At 67.7% G+C, this 15,347-nt stretch carries 17 protein-coding genes; 3 read left to right on the forward strand and 14 right to left on the reverse strand.

What is annotated here, in order from left to right:
- Position 1: 1 nt before the first annotated feature.
- From holA to VHA82_RS00470, 9 genes are all read right to left on the reverse strand, one after another.
- Positions 2-1,072 (reverse strand): DNA polymerase III subunit delta, encoded by a 1,071-nt coding sequence (gene holA / locus VHA82_RS00430; protein ID WP_325539123.1) that lies wholly within the window; start codon positions 1,070-1,072, stop codon positions 2-4.
- A gap of 111 nt (positions 1,073-1,183) precedes the next feature.
- Entirely contained in the window at positions 1,184-2,467 is a 1,284-nt protein-coding gene (gene rocD, locus VHA82_RS00435; protein ID WP_325539125.1) for an ornithine--oxo-acid transaminase, read from the reverse strand.
- Between the two features lie 137 nt (positions 2,468-2,604).
- Entirely contained in the window at positions 2,605-3,096 is a 492-nt protein-coding gene (locus VHA82_RS00440; RefSeq protein WP_325539127.1) for an Lrp/AsnC family transcriptional regulator, read from the reverse strand.
- A gap of 370 nt (positions 3,097-3,466) precedes the next feature.
- Positions 3,467-3,997 carry an LPS assembly lipoprotein LptE gene (gene lptE / locus VHA82_RS00445; protein ID WP_325539187.1) on the reverse strand — a complete coding sequence of 177 codons (531 nt, stop codon included), beginning with the start codon at positions 3,995-3,997 and terminating at the stop codon, positions 3,467-3,469.
- Positions 3,998-4,005: 8 nt separating this feature from the next.
- The gene (gene leuS, locus VHA82_RS00450) at positions 4,006-6,627 is read right to left on the reverse strand and encodes a leucine--tRNA ligase (protein ID WP_325539129.1); all 2,622 of its coding nucleotides are present in this window, start codon (positions 6,625-6,627) and stop codon (positions 4,006-4,008) included.
- 8 nt (positions 6,628-6,635) lie between these two features.
- Positions 6,636-7,055, reverse strand: a complete 420-nt coding sequence (locus VHA82_RS00455) for a biopolymer transporter ExbD (RefSeq protein ID WP_325539131.1) — start codon at positions 7,053-7,055, stop codon at positions 6,636-6,638.
- 2 nt (positions 7,056-7,057) lie between these two features.
- Positions 7,058-7,732: a MotA/TolQ/ExbB proton channel family protein gene (locus VHA82_RS00460; RefSeq protein ID WP_325539133.1), complete on the reverse strand. Its 675-nt coding sequence runs from the start codon at positions 7,730-7,732 to the stop codon at positions 7,058-7,060.
- A 160-nt stretch (positions 7,733-7,892) separates the two neighbouring features.
- Positions 7,893-8,774, reverse strand: a complete 882-nt coding sequence (dapB, locus tag VHA82_RS00465) for a 4-hydroxy-tetrahydrodipicolinate reductase (RefSeq protein ID WP_325539135.1) — start codon at positions 8,772-8,774, stop codon at positions 7,893-7,895.
- Positions 8,775-8,782: 8 nt separating this feature from the next.
- Entirely contained in the window at positions 8,783-9,343 is a 561-nt protein-coding gene (locus tag VHA82_RS00470; protein WP_325539137.1) for an outer membrane protein assembly factor BamE, read from the reverse strand.
- A 69-nt stretch (positions 9,344-9,412) separates the two neighbouring features.
- Between VHA82_RS00470 and fur the strand changes: the two genes are divergently transcribed.
- Positions 9,413-9,841, forward strand: a complete 429-nt coding sequence (gene fur, locus VHA82_RS00475) for a ferric iron uptake transcriptional regulator (RefSeq protein ID WP_325539139.1) — start codon at positions 9,413-9,415, stop codon at positions 9,839-9,841.
- Positions 9,842-9,997: 156 nt separating this feature from the next.
- Here the strand turns inward: fur and hprK are convergent, their stop codons facing one another.
- Complete coding sequence (gene hprK / locus VHA82_RS00480; RefSeq protein WP_325539141.1) at positions 9,998-10,948, reverse strand: HPr(Ser) kinase/phosphatase; 951 nt, start codon at positions 10,946-10,948, stop codon at positions 9,998-10,000.
- 28 nt (positions 10,949-10,976) lie between these two features.
- Positions 10,977-11,444, reverse strand: coding sequence for a PTS sugar transporter subunit IIA (locus VHA82_RS00485; protein ID WP_325539143.1), 468 nt, complete (start codon positions 11,442-11,444; stop codon positions 10,977-10,979).
- A 97-nt stretch (positions 11,445-11,541) separates the two neighbouring features.
- Here VHA82_RS00485 and VHA82_RS00490 point away from each other — a divergent pair, with 97 nt between their 5' ends.
- On the forward strand, positions 11,542-12,678 hold the full coding sequence (locus tag VHA82_RS00490) for a hypothetical protein (protein WP_325539145.1): 1,137 nt from the start codon (positions 11,542-11,544) through the stop codon (positions 12,676-12,678).
- 76 nt (positions 12,679-12,754) lie between these two features.
- On the opposite strand, the gene hpf is transcribed toward VHA82_RS00490, so the two are convergent.
- From hpf to VHA82_RS00505, 3 genes are all read right to left on the reverse strand, one after another.
- The gene (hpf, locus tag VHA82_RS00495) at positions 12,755-13,093 is read right to left on the reverse strand and encodes a ribosome hibernation-promoting factor, HPF/YfiA family (RefSeq protein WP_325539147.1); all 339 of its coding nucleotides are present in this window, start codon (positions 13,091-13,093) and stop codon (positions 12,755-12,757) included.
- A 276-nt stretch (positions 13,094-13,369) separates the two neighbouring features.
- The gene (locus tag VHA82_RS00500) at positions 13,370-13,537 is read right to left on the reverse strand and encodes a hypothetical protein (RefSeq protein WP_325539149.1); all 168 of its coding nucleotides are present in this window, start codon (positions 13,535-13,537) and stop codon (positions 13,370-13,372) included.
- 97 nt (positions 13,538-13,634) lie between these two features.
- On the reverse strand, positions 13,635-13,835 hold the full coding sequence (locus tag VHA82_RS00505; protein ID WP_325539151.1) for a hypothetical protein: 201 nt from the start codon (positions 13,833-13,835) through the stop codon (positions 13,635-13,637).
- Positions 13,836-14,041: 206 nt separating this feature from the next.
- Between VHA82_RS00505 and VHA82_RS00510 the strand changes: the two genes are divergently transcribed.
- Positions 14,042-15,253, forward strand: a complete 1,212-nt coding sequence (locus VHA82_RS00510) for a patatin-like phospholipase family protein (protein ID WP_325539153.1) — start codon at positions 14,042-14,044, stop codon at positions 15,251-15,253.
- Positions 15,254-15,347 lie beyond the last annotated feature (94 nt).

A 15,347-nucleotide genomic window follows, 5' to 3' on the forward strand; every position in this document is an offset into this window, starting at 1 on the left:
ATTATCGCGTGCGGGGGGTGGCCAGCCCCGCGGCCTGCATGCAAAGCGCCATCGCGAGCCGATGCAGCGCCTGCCATGCATCCCCCGGCCATCCGGGCGCCTTCAGGCCCTTCACGACCCCGTCGACCGCATGCGCGGCCTGCAGCAGGTTCTCCGCCGCGGTGGCCGTGAGGCGCGGCAGCACCCTTTCGTAGAGCCTCTCCTTCACGCCCCACACGCGAGCCTCGCGCAACGCCACCGGCAGCGGTTTGCCATGCGCCATCGCATCCTTCACGCGCTTCAGGGCTCGGATGTCCTCGGCGAGCGTGAAGTGCACGAGCACGGGCGCCTCGCCTTCGGCCTGAAGGCCGTCGAGCATGCGCTGCACGCGCTGCGCCTGGCCCGCCAGCACGGCTTCGGAGAGTTTGAACACGTCGTATCGCGCCACGTTCAGCACGGCGCTTTCGACCTGGTCGAAGGCGAGCTCGCCCTGTGCGTACAGCAGCGCGAGCTTCTGGATCTCCTGGTGGGCGGCCAGCAGGTTGCCTTCGACGCGGTCAGCGAAGAACTGCAGCGTGCGCTGCCCTTCCTCGCCCGGAGCCACTCGCTGACCCTGCCGGGCGAGACGCTGCGCGATCCACTGAGGCAGTGCGGCGCGCTCGACGGGATCGAGCTGCAGCGTCACGCCCGATCCTTCGAGCGCGCGGAACCACGCGCTGTCCTTCGTCATCCGATCGAGCTTCGGCAACTGCACCAGCGTGAGCGTCGAGTCGTTGCCCTGCGCACCTTGCGCGAGCTGCTGCAGTGCGGCGCCGCCGTCCTTGCCGGGCTTGCCGGAGGGGATGCGCACTTCCACGACCTGCTTGTCCGCGAAGAGACTGAGCGAGCCGCCCGCGGCGAGCACTTCGCTCCAGTCGAAATGCGCGCCGGCCACGGTGTGCACCGTGCGTTCGGTGAAGCCCTGCTCGCGCGCCGCGGCGCGGATCGCGTCGCCCGCTTCCTGGACGAGAAGCGGTTCGTCACCGTGCAGGGTGTAGAGGGGCTTGAGGCCCTTGGCGAGGTGCGCCGCGAGCTGGGCAGGCGAAAGCTGCATGCCGGCAAGTGTACCGGTGGGATGCCGCGAGGATGATCCACCGCGCCACGCCGCGCGGGGTGCCCCACCGCGCGACGCCGCGCGGGGTGCCCCACCGCGCCACGCCGCGCTTCAGGCGGACGCTTGCGCCGTATCCGTCCGATGCTCGGGCAATCCGAGCTCCGCCGCCTTCTGCACCACCACCTTGCGCAACGCGGCGACCGCCTTGTCGATCAGCTCGCGCGTGATCGTGAGCGGCGGCGCGAAACGGATCACCGTCTCGTGCGTTTCCTTCGACAGAACACCGGCGTTGGCGAGGCGTTCCACAAGTTCTCGCGCCGTCGCGAGCGACGGTTCCACATCCACCCCCACCCAGAGCCCCCGCCCGCGCACGTCGCGAATGAGCCCGCGCGAGGCGCGCTGCACGTCACGCAGCTGCGCGATGAGGTACTCGCCCATCTGCGCGCTGCGCGCCACGAGCCCTTCTTCCTCCAGCACCTTCAGGCCCTCCAGCGCCACGGCGGCGGCGAGCGCGTTTCCACCGAAAGTGGAACCGTGACTGCCGGGACTGAACACTTCCATCACGTCCTCGCGCGCGAGGAATGCGGACACGGGCAGCAGCCCGCCGCCCAGCGCCTTGCCGAGCACGAGCCCGTCGGGACGGATGCCCTCGTGCTCGAACGCGAACCACTTGCCGGTGCGGCCCAGCCCCGCCTGCACCTCGTCGATGATGAGAAGGACATTGTTGGCCGTGCACCATTCGCGCAGTTCCTTGAAGAAGCCCGCCGGCGGCACGATCACGCCCGCCTCGCCCTGGATCGGCTCGACGAACACGGCACACGTGTTCGGCCCCGCGGCGGCCTTCACGCTTTCCATGTCGCCGAAATCGAAGTGCCCGAAGCCGGTCGCGAGCGGCCCGAAGCCGGCCCGATAGTCGGCCTCGGACGAAAAGCTGATGATGGTGCTGGTGCGGCCGTGGAAGTTGCCGCGCGCCACGAGGATTTCCTGCCTGCCGTCCTCGATGCCCTTGGCCTTCCAGCCCCAGCGCCGCGCGCACTTGATCGCGGTTTCTGCGGCTTCCGCGCCGGTATTCATCGGCAACGCGCGCGGCATGCCGGTGAGCTGGCAGAGCTTCTCGAGAAAGGGGCCGAGCGTCGTGCCGTAGTACGCGCGCGAAGTGACGGCGACCTTGCGCAGCTGCCGTTCGGCCGCGGCGACTAAGCGCGGGTGCAGGTGCCCGTGGCTCACGGCCGAGTAGGCGCTCATCATGTCGATGTACTCGCGGCCCTCGACGTCCCACACGAGGCAATCCTTCGCGTGATCCACGACGACCGCAACGGGCGCATAGTTGCGCGCGCCGAAACGGGCTTCCTTGCCGATGAAAGTCTGCGAGTTCGTGTGGGTCGATGCGTCCATGGTGAGGCTCCGGCGAATACGAAAAGTCTACGGCCGCGGGCAGTGCGGTGAGCGCGAAAACGCGCCTCGACGCGCGGCGGCAACGGCAACTTCCGAGGTATGGCACTTCCGAATCGGAAGCGATGTAGGACGCCTCGTCAGGCGCCTGACGGCGGGCGTCCGGACTTCGGGAGCGGAAAGCCCGCGAACTCCTTGATCGTCTGCAGTTCGATGTTGGTCACGATCTTCTCGATGCCGAGACTCGCGTCGTCGAGCCACGCGCTGATGAGCCGGTGGTAGTGGTCGAGGCCGGGGCAGGCGAGCCGCACCAGGTAGTCGTAGCGGCCGCTGATGACCCAGCACGCGACGACTTCGGCCTGGTGCGCCATGCGCCGCTCGAAGCGCTGCACGTTCGCCTGGCGCTGGTCCTTCAGTGCGACCTCGGCGAAGACCGACACGAGCTCGCCGTGGGCGCCGCGGTCGATGAGTGCGCGATAGCCGCGGATGAGGCCTTCCTTTTCGAGCCGGCGCACGCGGTTGAGCGTGGCGCGCGCGGAGAGGTGGATCGCCTCGGAGAGCGACTGCACGGTCGCGCGGCCGTTCTTCTGCAGAAGGTCCAGCAGGGTGAGGTCGGCGCGATCGAGGTCCATGGGCATGCGGGGTTCACGCGGGAGTCATCCTCGCGAAAAGCGGGGATCCAGCGACTTTACCGAAAGCCGCTGGATTCCCGCTTTCGCGGGAATGACGGGCGGGCGTGGGTTCCCGCTTTCGCTCGAATGACGGGCGTGTGGGTTCCCACCGTCATCCCCGCGAAAGCGGGGATCCAGCGACTTTACGGAAAGCCACTGGATTCCCGCTTTCGCGGGAATGACGGACGGGCGTGGATTCCCGCTTTCGCGGGAATGACGGGCGGGCGTGAATTCCCGCTTTCGCGCGAATGACGGACGGGCGCGTGGATCGCCGCTTTCTCGGGGAAAGACGGCTTGCCGCAACGGCACGGAGGTGAGGCGTGGGAAAACCCTAAAGCGTCTTCACCGCCGCGAGCCGCCGCATCAGCTGCTGCACCAGGTCGGACTGCATGTCGCGATACAGAAGATTCTCCTCCTGCTCCTTCGAGAGCACCGCCGATTCGTTGAAGCTGATGTCGCGCTCCTGGATCAGCTCCGTATCGGGGATGAGCTCCTTGCCCGAGGGCGTGCGCAGCTTGAAATGCAGCCGCGAACGCAGCGTGAATTCACGCACCTGCCCGCTCGCATTCAGCCCCACCACCACCTTCTGCCTGAGCTCGGTCGCGATCTCGAGGATCACGTCGGCTTTCGCGAGCTGCGCCTCGGACAGCACCTGCACCTGCCCGCTCGACTGCATGTCGCGGCGCAGTTCCTGCGCGATCGTCGAGGCCGGTGCCGCCTGGACCACGATCGTGCCGAAAGCGAAATGCGGCGCCTGCCGCAGCTGAAAGCCGCAGCCTCCGAGCGCAAGCGACATCGCCAACGCCAACGCCAACGCCAACGCCACCGCACCCGCGGCCGGAAAGATCGATCGCCGCCGCATGGCCATGCTCACACCACGAGGTTCACGAGGCGTCCGGGCACCACGATGACCTTCTTCGGCGCGTGCCCGCCCGCATGCTTCGTGAAAGCCTCGCTCGCCACCGCGATCTGCTCGATCTGCGACTTGTCCGCGGCCGCGGGAACGAGGATCGAGCCGCGGTGCTTGCCGTTCACCTGCAGCACGAGTTCGATCTCGTCCTGCTTGAGCGCGTCCTCGTCCACGCGCGGCCACGGCGCATCGAGCAGGTCGCCCAGCGTCGCGGCGAATCCGAGCTCGCCCCAGAGCCGATGCGCGATGTGCGGCGTGACGGGGTAGAGCACGCGCAGGAGAATCCCGAAGCCCTCGCAAAGCGCGGCCGAAGCACCGGCTTCGTCAACCCCCCTGAAGTCCTCCAGCGCGTTCAGCATCTTCATCGCGCCGGAGACGACGGTGTTGTACTGCATCCGCTGGTAGTCGTAGTCGACCTGGCGCAGCACGGTGTGGATTTCGCGGCGCAAAGCCTGCGCCTGCCTGCCGTAGCTCGCGGCCGTGCGGTCGGCCGCGGCGATCGTGCTCAGCCTGTGCCCGAAGAGCCATACACGGCGCAAGAACCGGTAGGAGCCTTCGAGCGCCGCGTCGTTCCATTCGAGCGTCGCTTCCGGCGGTGCGGTGAACATCGTGTAGAGACGCGCCGTGTCGGCGCCGTAGCGCTCGATCAGGTCCTGCGGGTCCACGCCGTTGTTCTTGGACTTGGACATCGTGGTCCAGCCCTCGTACGTGACCGGCCGGCCGTCGTCCCTCGCCTTCGCCGAGATCACCTTGGCGTGTTCGTCGCGCTCGATGTCGAGTTCCTCGGCCCAGTAGTAGCGCTTGCCGCCATCCAGGCGGAAGAACGCCTCGTTCAGCACCATGCCCTGCGTGAGCAGGCGCGTGAAGGGCTCGTCGATCTTCACGAGGCCCATGTCGCGCATCACCTTCGTCCAGAATCGTGCATAGAGCAGGTGCAGGATCGCGTGCTCGATGCCGCCGATGTACTGGTCCATCGGCATCCAGTACTGCGTGCCCGCGGCCACCATCGCGTCCTCGTTGCGCGGGTCGCAGTAGCGCATGAAATACCACGACGAATCCACGAACGTGTCCATCGTGTCGGTCTCGCGCCGCGCCGCCTTGCCGCAGACCGGGCACTTGCACGCGAGGAAATCCTCGCGCTTGTTCAGCGGATTGCCCGTGCCGTCGGGCACGCAGTCCTGCGGCAGGATGACGGGCAGGTCCGCGTAGGGCACCGGCACCGCGCCGTGTTCGTCGCAGTGGATGATCGGGATCGGCGTGCCCCAGTAGCGCTGGCGGCTCACGCCCCAGTCGCGCAGGCGCCAATGCACGGTCTTGCCGCCCAGGCCCTTTTGCTGCAGCGCGTGCGCCACGGCATCCACGGCTTCCCGGTAGCTGAAGCCGCTATAGATGTCCGAGTTGATCGTGACGCCGTTTTCGCGGTCGGCGTACCACTCGTGCCACTGCTTGTAGTCGTAGTGTTCGCCGTCCACGTGGATCACCTGCATGATCGGCAGGCGGTACTTCATCGCGAACTCGAAATCGCGCTCGTCGTGGCCCGGCACGCCCATCACCGCGCCGTCGCCGTACTGCATCAGCACGTAGTTGCCGACCCACAGCGGCACTTCCTCGTGCGTGAGCGGATGCATCACCGCAAGGCCCGTGTCCATGCCTTCTTTCTCGCGCAACGCGAGTTCGGCCTCGGTCGTGCCGCCCTTCTTGCACTCTTCGATGAAGGCGGCAAGCTCGGGGTTGGAGCGCGCGGCGTGCTGCGCGAGCGGATGCTCCGGTGCCACCGCCGCGAACGTCACGCCCATGATCGTGTCGGCTCGCGTCGTGAAGACGTACATGCGCCCGTCGCCGATCGGCCGGCCGTCGTCGCCCCGGATGTCGTGCGTGAACGCGAAGCGCACGCCTTCGCTCTTGCCGATCCAGTTTTCCTGCATCAGCTTCACGCGCTCGGGCCAGCCGGGGAGCTTGTGAAGGACATGGTCCAGCAGTTCGTCGGCGTAGTCGGTGATCTTCAGGTAGTAGCCGGGGATCTCGCGCTTTTCCACCGTGGCGCCGGTGCGCCAGCCTTTGCCGTCGATCACCTGTTCGTTCGCGAGCACGGTCTGGTCCACCGGGTCCCAGTTCACGACCTGCGTCTTGCGGTAGGCGATGCCCTTTTCCAGCATCTTGAGGAAAAGCCACTGGTTCCACTTGTAGTAGGCCGGATCGCACGTCGCGACTTCGCGCGACCAGTCGATGGCCAGCCCCATCGCCTGCATCTGGCCCTTCATGTAGGCGATGTTCTCGTAGGTCCACTTCGCGGGCGGCACGCCGTTCCTGAGCGCCGCGTTCTCGGCGGGCAGGCCGAACGCGTCCCACCCCATCGGCATGAGGACGTTGTAGCCGTTCATGCGCAGGTAGCGCGTCAACATGTCGTTGATCGTGTAGTTGCGCACGTGGCCCATGTGGAGCTTGCCCGAAGGGTAGGGCAGCATCGAGCAGGCGTAGAACTTCTTTTTCTTCGGGTCCTCGCTCACGCGGTAGACGTCGCGCGCCGCCCAGTCGGACTGGGCGGCCCGCTCGACTTCGAGGTGTTGGTACTTGTCGTGCATCCGAAGGATTATCTCTTCCGGGGCTGCGTCACGAAGCCGATGCGGTTGAGCCCCGCCTCGTGCACCAGGCCCATCACCTCGACCACCCGTCCGTAAGGCACGCCCTCGTCGGCGCGCAGCTGGACTTCGGTGTCCGGGTTGCGCTTGGCCGCCTGCAGCAGCGCTTCGGCCAGTTGCGGCGGGTTCACCGGCCGGTCGGCGAGGTACATCTGCCCGGCGGCGGTCACCGCCACGCTCACGAAACGGGGCGAATCGCTCGGCGAGCCGGCGTCGGTGCGGGGCAGGTCCAGCCGGATCGAGCTCGCGAGCAGAGGCGCGGTGATGATGAAGATCACCACGAGCACGAGCATCACGTCCACGAGCGGCGTGACGTTGATGTCGCTCATGGGCTGGGGGCCCTGCGTGCGCTCGAGCCGTCCGAAGGGCACGGTCAGCCTTCCGTTTCCAGCGCCTGCGCGGGCGCGGGCGCGCCGTGCGTGAGTAGTTCGCGCAGGTCGCGCGCGAAGCCTTCGAGGTCCGCTTCGATGCGCCCGATCAGGCGGCCGAAGATGTTGTAGCCGAGCACGGCCGGAATCGCCACGGCCAGGCCCGCCGCGGTCATGATGAGTGACTCTCCCACGGGCCCGGAGACCTTGTCGATGGTGATCTGGCCGACGGATGCGATGCCCGTGAGCGCGTGGTAGATGCCCCAGACGGTGCCCAGAAGCCCCACGAAAGGCGCCGTCGAGCCCACGGTGGCGAGCAGCACCTGACCGAACTGCAGCTTGTCGAGCACGCGGTGCAGCGCGTCGCGCAGGAGCCGCGTGAGCTGCTGCGACTTGTCGCCCGCCGAGGCGAGCGAGCCGGGCTCGGGCAAGCGGGTGGCGACGATGAGCGGCAGCACGAGCGCCTCGCGGTCGAAGGCCGTCACGTGCTGCTGCGCAGCCTCGAGCGAAGGCGCCTGCCAGAAGGCGGCGGTGCTGCGCCCCACGTCGAGCGCCGCGCGCCGGAGCAGCCACGCCTTCCAGAGGATCACGACCCAGCTCGATACGGACATTGCAAGCAGCAGCACGGCCACGCTCACCGTGACCGCGTCGCCCTGGGCCAGCAGCTGCAGGAGGTTCATTGCGGCGGTGTCTCCGTCATGCCCGCGAAGGGGGCGATCCCAGGCTTCCCGACGCCCTGGATTGCCGCTTTCGCGGGAATGACGGAAGAAGATTCGTGGATGACTGAGGCGGATTCGGGAGTGCCGCAGCCTCGCTCGGGCATGACGATGGCTCGCTCATTCACTTCAGGCCGAGCACGTCGAACATGTCGTAAAGGCCGCTCGCCTTGTCCGCGAGGAAGCGCACCGCGCGCAGACTGCCCTGCGCGTAAGTCGCGCGGTTCGCGGCTCGATGCGTGATCTCGATGCGTTCTCCGGTGCCCGCGAAAAGCACGGTGTGGTCCCCGACGATGTCGCCGCCGCGCACCGCGGAAAATCCGATCGTGCGTGCGTCGCGCTCCCCCGTCACGCCTTCGCGGCCGTACACGGCCACCTTCTTCAGATCGCGCTCGAGAACCTTCGCGATCACTTCGCCCATCTTCAGCGCCGTGCCCGAAGGCGCGTCCACCTTGTGGCGGTGGTGCGTCTCGACGATTTCGATGTCGTAGCCGTCGTCCAGCACCTTCGCGGCGAGCTCCAGCAGCTTGAAGGTGACGTTCACGCCCACGCTCATGTTGGGGGCGAGCACGATCGCCACGTCGCGCGCCGTGTCGGCGATCAACTCCTTCTGAGCCTCGCTGAACCCCGTGGTGCCGATCACGGCTTTCACGCCCAGTTCGCGGCACAGCTTCAGGTGATTCAGCGTGCCCTCGGGCCGCGTGAAGTCGATCAGCACTTCGGCGTTCTGCAGGCCGGTGCGGATGTCGGCGGTCACGGGCACGCCGCTCGCGTGGCCGAGGAAGGCCGCCGCATCGTTGCCGATCGACGGGCTCGACGGCAGGTCGAGCGCGCCGGCAAGGCGGCAGTCGTGCGCCTCGCGGATCGCTTCGATCAGCATGTGGCCCATGCGCCCGGACGCGCCCGCCACCGCGACGCGGTACTGGGTGGGCGTGCCGCCGCCCACGCCGGGCTGCGTGGCGCCCTCGACCGCCACGTTCTTCAGGGTCTCTCGCGTCCTGGCCATCGCGCGCCCTACCGCGTGGGGGGTTCGAGCGGCGGGTAGCTTGCCACCGGCGGCGGCGCCGGCTGCGGCGAAGCGGGCGTCGCGGGTGCCGCCTTGGCCGGGAATGCCTTCAGCTGCTCCTCGGTGGCTTCGAGCGGCGGGATCTTGTCGATCTTGCGGCGCCGCTCCAGCGTGGCGACGAATTCCGATTCGCTGGGCATGGGGTCGCCCTCCACCCGCTCGAGCGCCTCGCCCTTGAAGAAGACGGTGAGCCGGCGCTCCTGAGGGGCAACGCCGTGGCGCTTGAGCGTGAAGACGTAGTCCCAGCGCGCGGCGTGGAACAGGTCCGCGATGAGGGGGGTGCCCAGGATGTCCCGCACCTGCTGGCGGCTGATGCCCGGCTTCAGCAGTTCGACCTGTTCGCGCGAGACGAAGTTGCCCTGCACCACCTCGACCTTGTAGGGGGTGATGCCGCTCACGAGCCGGTTGCTCACGCTGTCCACCGTGCCGCAGGCGGCCAGGGCGGCGGCGCACGCGAACACGGCGAAAGTCGGTGCAAGGCGCCTCGGGCGCAAGGGGAAATGAGGCATGGCCGAAGGGGTGGCGATATGATCGAATGATTGTAGCGGCAGCCCTGCCGAAGCAGCTCCGCGCTTGCCATGTCCAACATCGACGAACTCAAGAACACAGGCCTGAAGGCCACCCTGCCGCGCCTGAAGATCCTGGACGTGTTTCACACGGGCGCGCAGCGGCACATGACGGCCGAGGACGTGTTCCGCGTGCTGCTGCAGGACCACACGGACATCGGTCTGGCCACGGTGTATCGCGTGCTCACGCAGTTCGAGCAGGCGGGCATCCTCACGCGCAGCCACTTCGAAAGCGGCAAGGCGGTGTACGAGCTGAACGAGGGCACGCACCACGATCACCTGGTGTGCCTCGACTGCGGGCGGGTGGAGGAGTTCTACGACGCCGAAATCGAGCAGCGCCAGCATGCGGTGGCGCAGGCGAAGGGCTTCCAGATCGCCGAGCATGCGCTGTCGCTCTACGCGAACTGCACGAAAAATCCCTGTCCGCATCGGCCGAAGTAGCCGCCCCCCCCGCCCCGTCATTCCCGCGAAGGCGGGAATCCAGGGAGTTGCCCCCGCCCCTCCCTTTTCCGAGCACGCCACAAGTGACACTCGTGCAGGCGGGCGTGCGCTCCACTGAAGCGGCGGGGTGCCCTTCGGCTTTCCCAGCCTACAGGATCAACCGCCCTGCTCCATCGCCCGCCGATGGCGCTCCACGAACTCCTGGTACGTGTCCACCCCGCGCAACTGCAGGATCGTGTTGCGCACCGCGGCTTCCACCAGCACGGCGATGTTGCGGCCGGCAACCACCGGAATCACCGCCTTTCGCACCGGCACGCCCAGCACGTCCTGCGTGAGCGGCTCATAGGGCAGCCGCTCGTACTCGCGCTCCATCGTCTCGCGCCGCACCAGATGCACGATGAGCCGCAGCCGCATCTTCCGCCGCACCGCCGTCTCGCCGAAGATCGCACGGATGTCCAGCAAGCCGATGCCGCGCACCTCCAGCAGGTTCTGCAGCAGCTCCGGGCAGCGGCCCTCGATCGTCGTCTGGTTCACGCGATAGAGATCCACCGCGTCGTCGGCCACCAGGCCGTTGCCGCGCGTGATGAGCTCCAGCCCGAGCTCGCTCTTGCCGAGGCCCGATTCGCCCGTGATCAGCACACCCAGCCCCAGGATGTCCATGAACACGCCGTGCATCGACGTGCGCTCGGCGAAATGCTTGGACAGGTACGCGCGCAGCACGTCGATCACGAAGGCCGAAGGCTCGTGCGTCGCGAACATCGGAATCTGCGCGCGCTCGCACATCGACAGCAACGCTTCGGGCGCGCTTTGTCCATCGGTGAGCACGAGCACCGGCGGCTCGAGCGTCACGATGCGCGCGATGCGCCTCGCGCAATCCTCATGCGTGGCGTTCGTGAGATAGGCGACCTCGCGCTCGCCCAGGATCTGCACGCGATACGGATGGATGTAGTTCAGGTAGCCCACCAGGTCCGCGCCCGAGCGCGCCGCGCGCACCGCGACCTCGTCGAAGCGGCGCTCGGACGCGCCCAGGCCCGCCACCCATTCCCACTTGAGCGTGGCGCGGTGGTCTTCGAAGAGGACGTCGGCACTGACGACGGTCGGTTTCAAGCGCGGGACTTCGCCATCGGGTGACGCGCTACAAGGGCTGCGCGGACTGCCAGTCGGCGATCAGCCGGTGCAGCTGGATCGCATCGGCGCTGCCTTTGATCTTCTCGCGCAGCGGCGCATCCGACAGCAGCTCGGCGATCTCCGACAGTATCTCGAGGTGCTTCTGCGTCGCGGCTTCCGGCACGAGCAGGAAGATGAGCAGGTTCACCGGCTGTTCGTCCGGCGCGTCGAAGCCGATCGGCTGCGCGAGCTGGAAGAGCGCCGCCATCGGTGCCTTGAGCCCCTTGATGCGGCCATGCGGGATCGCCACACCGTGCCCGAGCCCGGTGGAGCCCAGGCGCTCGCGCGCGAACAGGCTGTCCGTGATGAGGGCACGCGACAGTCCGTGGAGGTTCTCGAACAAAAGACCGGCTTCCTCGAAAGCACGCTTCTTGCTCGTGGCGTCGACGCCCACCAGGACCTGGGCAGGCGGAAGAATGGACGCAAGGCGATTCATGGTCGGCAAGGGCGATTATGCATCGGGATATTCCCGCAGCTGATCCTTGGGGGCCCCGTGCGGTGCCCGGGGGTGCAGTCCCGCTACGATCCCGTCCATGAATGCCACCGCCGTGCGCGATGCCGATTCCGAGACCGCGTCCGCGATGCTGCGCCGGGGCGAATACCGCGAAGCCGTCGCGTTCCTCACGTCGCGCAAGTCGCTCTCCCCGATGGGCATGGACTACCTCTGCGACGCGTACTTCCAGCTGAGGGACTGGACGAGCGCGCTGGCCGTGCTCCGGGTGCGCGTGAAGCGCGGGCCGATCGCGCCGTTCCATCGGCGGCTGGAGGCCAAGATCCTCAGCAACATGGGCCGGCACAAGGAAGCGCTCGCCTCGATTCGCGCGTTCCTGAAGACCAACGGGGGCGATGCCGAAGCGCTCGGCGTCGCGAAGATCTGCTGCCACTTCCTCGGCGACGACGCCGGGGCCCGGCTCCACGGGCAAAAGGCGCTCCTCGCGAAGGACCGCGCCGCCGGGCCGCCCCCGCCCGATCTGCCGCCCTGGAAGCCTCGCGTGGCGTCCGGGCGCGTGATCGCGTTCTCCGTCTTCGGCGACCGGAAGATCTACCTGCTCGGCGCGGCCATCAACATTCAGCTCGCGAAGCGGCATTTCCCAGGCTGGACGGTGCGGCTTTACTGCGCATCGAGCCTCGGCCCGGCGTGGCTCGACCTCTACCGCGGCCTCGGCGCGGAGGTGGTGCTCGCCGATCGCGACTTTCCCGACGTGCCCGAATATGTCTGGCGCTTCCTCGTGGCGGACGACCCCGACGTGGGCACCTACATGTGCCGCGATGCCGACTCGCGCATCGGCGCCGAGGAAGCGCAGCTCGTGGCCGCCTGGCAGGCGAGCGGCCTGCCCTTTCACGTGATCCGCGACCACGTGCTCCACGACGACCCGATGCTCGCGGGCCTGTGGGGCGGAACGGGATGGGACGCGCTGCGCATGCGCGAGCTCGTCATCGCGTGGTTTCGCGGCCGCACTTCGGCCAAATACACGCAGGACCAGCAATTCCTCGCCGCGGCGGTGTGGCCGCGCGTGCGCTCGCTCGCCTTCGTGCACGACCCCTTCTACAGCACGCCCGGCGTCATGTCGCACCGCCATGCTTTCCCCGGCCTGCGGCTGGGCCTGGGCCATCAGGGCGAAGCGAAGGTCATCGCGGAGGCGCAGGCCCTGGGAATCGCGGCGCCTTGAAGACGGCGCGCGCCTGAAGCACACGTGAAAAGGCCGCCCCGAAGGCGGCCGGCCGGGCAAAGCGCAAGCGCGCGGGCTACATGAGCCCCTGGCGCTTGGGAGGAGTCTCCGCGTGGTGGTCCTTCATGCGCTTCTTGTAGCTCACGACCTGCTCGTCGAGCTTGTCGACCAGCTGATCGAACGCCGCGTACAGGTCTTCGTGCGAGGACTCCGCGAAGATGTCCTTGCCCTTCACGTGAATCTTGCATTCGGCGCGCTGTCGTCGCTCCTTTTCCTTTTGCTTTTCGACGGTCAACAGGACGTGGATGCCGACGACCTGGTCGAAGTGGCGGATGATGCGATCGAGCTTGGTGGTCACGTGGTTGCGCAAGGCGGGAGTAACTTCGAGATGGTGACCGCTGATCGTCAAATTCATGAGTAGCCTCCTGTGCTGCACTCGGGTTGGACAAGAGCGCCCCGCGCTTCGGGCGCCCCAGAGGGAAGTAAGGTTTCTTTGGTCCGTGAATTCACTATGCCCGTGGCGTCATCGAAATGCAATTGAATTCGGGCTCGGCGGCAAGGCAAATTGAAACCGCGTGACGGCGCGGTTTGCATGTTTGACCTGGCTCAGCTTTTGCTCGCCCGCCCGCCAAATGTGGCAAGGCGGCCACCAGGGCCGCCTTGCGAGCTGGGAGAAAAAGGCGTGCGCGCCTCAGCGCATGCGCCATGCGTCGGCGGCGCTTGCCGTGCGCCAGCCGGCCGCCTTCGGATGCGCCTGCGCGCCCGGGCGTTCCAGGTTGGCATGCTCCACGCGTTCGGCTTGCGGCTTGTCGCGCGGCGTGTCCGCGTGGCGGTTGGATGTCTTGGGTTCCGTGTACATGGTGAGCTCTCTCGTATGCTGTCTGGCTGTGTGCGGTCTGGCTGTGTGCGGTCTGGTGTGTATGTGGTCGGGCTGTTTGCGGTCGAGGCTTTCGGACTCAGCCTTCGAATTCAGCTGCGGCGCCTTCATCGGGCTCCGGGGACAGCTGCGGCACGCCCGGCTTTTCGGCGTAGCGGCTGATGAACGGCCACGCGTGGCCGGTGCGGCCTGCCCGCGCCTGCTGCACCGGCTCCTTGTCGGTCGACTCGGGGCGCCGGCTCATGCGGCTTGCGTTCGGGTCGGACGCCAGCTGGATCATCGGTACTCCTCGTGGGTTCGGACCAATGTAGAGGGGCCTGCCCGCCGCGGCTGTCGGACGGGCTGGCTCTGCTGTGTAGGAGATGTCCTGCGCGTCCTACAGCCGAGCCGGCCGCGTGCCGCCTGCAGGCTTGCAATCGATTCGTCAAGCTCTACCATGCAATCCACGGAACTCGGGCGGGCCTTGCCGGTCGGTCCGGATCAAAGATGAGCCTGGAGACAGTCATCAACGCGGGGCTCGTGCGCCCGAGCCGCATGATCACGGCGCTCGTCCTCATGGGCGGCGGAGCCCGCACGGCCTACCAGGTGGGGGTGCTGCAGGCGATCGCCGCCATGCTGAGGCTGCAGCCCGAGCGGCCGGACCGGTTTCCGTTCCAGGTGCTGGTCGGAACCTCCGCCGGCGCGCTCAACGTCGCCTACCTGGCAAGCGGCGCCTCGCAGGGCATGGCGTCCTTCGACGCGCTCGCGAAGTTCTGGGGCGGCCTGCACTGCGGCTCGGTCTACGACCTGGAAGCGCCGATGTGGGTGCGATTCTCGCGCCTGCTCGCGGCCGTGAAGCTCTGGGGCCACGCGCGGCGGCGCGGCGCGATCCTGGACAACATGCCGCTCGTGGACACCCTGCACCACGCGATTTCGCTGCAGGGCATCGAAGAGTCGCTGCAGGCGAGGGCGATCGACGCGGTCGCCGTCACGGCCTCCAGCTACACCACGGGCGTGCACTGGACGTTTTGCCACACCGCGCGCGACTCCAAGCAGGAAAGCTGGCACCGGCCCGGCCGCCGCGCCGAATTCCAGCCGCTCACGATCGAGCACCTGATGGCTTCGAGCGCCATTCCCTTTCTCTTTCCCGCCACGCCGCTCTGGGTCGACGGACGCCGCGAGTTCTTCGGCGACGGCTCGATGCGGCAGGTGTCGCCGCTCTCGCCCGCCGTGCACCTGGGCGCGCACAAGGTGCTGGTGGTCGGCGTCGGGCAGCCGCAGAGGAGCGGCCTGCTGGGCGAGGCCGGCGCGGGCGCGCCCACCATGGGCGGCATCGCGGGCCACGCGATGGCAAGCGTCTTCCACGACACGCTGCAAGCCGACGTGGAACAGACGCAGCGCATCGCGCGCACGCTCAAGCAGTTGCCGCGCGAAGTGGCCGCCGTGCTGCCGTACCGGCCGATCGAGGTGCTCTCGATCCAGCCCACGCAGTCGCTGGACGAGGTGGCGCAGGCGCATCTCAGGGAAATGCCAAGGACGGTGCGCCGCGCGCTGGGCGGCCTCGGCGCGCTGCGCGCGGGCGGCGGAGCGATCGCAAGCTACCTGCTTTTCGAGCCGGGTTTCGTGCAGGCGCTCATGTCGCTCGGGCAGCAGGATGCCTATGCAAAGAAGGATGAAGTGCTCGCCTTCCTGAGTGCGCAGGCCAAGGTGAGCGCATAATCGCGCCGTCGTCATTTCCCTGCCGAGACACATCCTTGGAAACCTACCCCAGTCGGTAGCTTTCGACGCCCGTGACCCGCGGCGCCGAAAGCGG

It is taken from the genome of Ramlibacter sp. (genome assembly GCF_035548915.1).
GTDB lineage: Bacteria > Pseudomonadota > Gammaproteobacteria > Burkholderiales > Burkholderiaceae_C > Ramlibacter.

Coding starts and splice junctions, on each gene's coding strand:
- VHA82_RS00470 (WP_325539137.1), bottom strand. CDS start 9,343: ATGCCTCATTTCCCCTTGCGCCCGAGGCGCCTTGCACCGACTTTCGCC.
- VHA82_RS00490 (WP_325539145.1), top strand. CDS start 11,542: ATGAATGCCACCGCCGTGCGCGATGCCGATTCCGAGACCGCGTCCGCG.
- hpf (WP_325539147.1), bottom strand. CDS start 13,093: ATGAATTTGACGATCAGCGGTCACCATCTCGAAGTTACTCCCGCCTTG.
- VHA82_RS00500 (WP_325539149.1), bottom strand. CDS start 13,537: ATGTACACGGAACCCAAGACATCCAACCGCCACGCGGACACGCCGCGC.
- leuS (WP_325539129.1), bottom strand. CDS start 6,627: ATGCACGACAAGTACCAACACCTCGAAGTCGAGCGGGCCGCCCAGTCC.
- dapB (WP_325539135.1), bottom strand. CDS start 8,774: ATGGCCAGGACGCGAGAGACCCTGAAGAACGTGGCGGTCGAGGGCGCC.
- VHA82_RS00440 (WP_325539127.1), bottom strand. CDS start 3,096: ATGGACCTCGATCGCGCCGACCTCACCCTGCTGGACCTTCTGCAGAAG.
- lptE (WP_325539187.1), bottom strand. CDS start 3,997: ATGCGGCGGCGATCGATCTTTCCGGCCGCGGGTGCGGTGGCGTTGGCG.
- holA (WP_325539123.1), bottom strand. CDS start 1,072: ATGCAGCTTTCGCCTGCCCAGCTCGCGGCGCACCTCGCCAAGGGCCTC.
- rocD (WP_325539125.1), bottom strand. CDS start 2,467: ATGGACGCATCGACCCACACGAACTCGCAGACTTTCATCGGCAAGGAA.
- VHA82_RS00485 (WP_325539143.1), bottom strand. CDS start 11,444: ATGAATCGCCTTGCGTCCATTCTTCCGCCTGCCCAGGTCCTGGTGGGC.
- VHA82_RS00510 (WP_325539153.1), top strand. CDS start 14,042: ATGAGCCTGGAGACAGTCATCAACGCGGGGCTCGTGCGCCCGAGCCGC.
- fur (WP_325539139.1), top strand. CDS start 9,413: ATGTCCAACATCGACGAACTCAAGAACACAGGCCTGAAGGCCACCCTG.
- VHA82_RS00460 (WP_325539133.1), bottom strand. CDS start 7,732: ATGAACCTCCTGCAGCTGCTGGCCCAGGGCGACGCGGTCACGGTGAGC.
- VHA82_RS00505 (WP_325539151.1), bottom strand. CDS start 13,835: ATGATCCAGCTGGCGTCCGACCCGAACGCAAGCCGCATGAGCCGGCGC.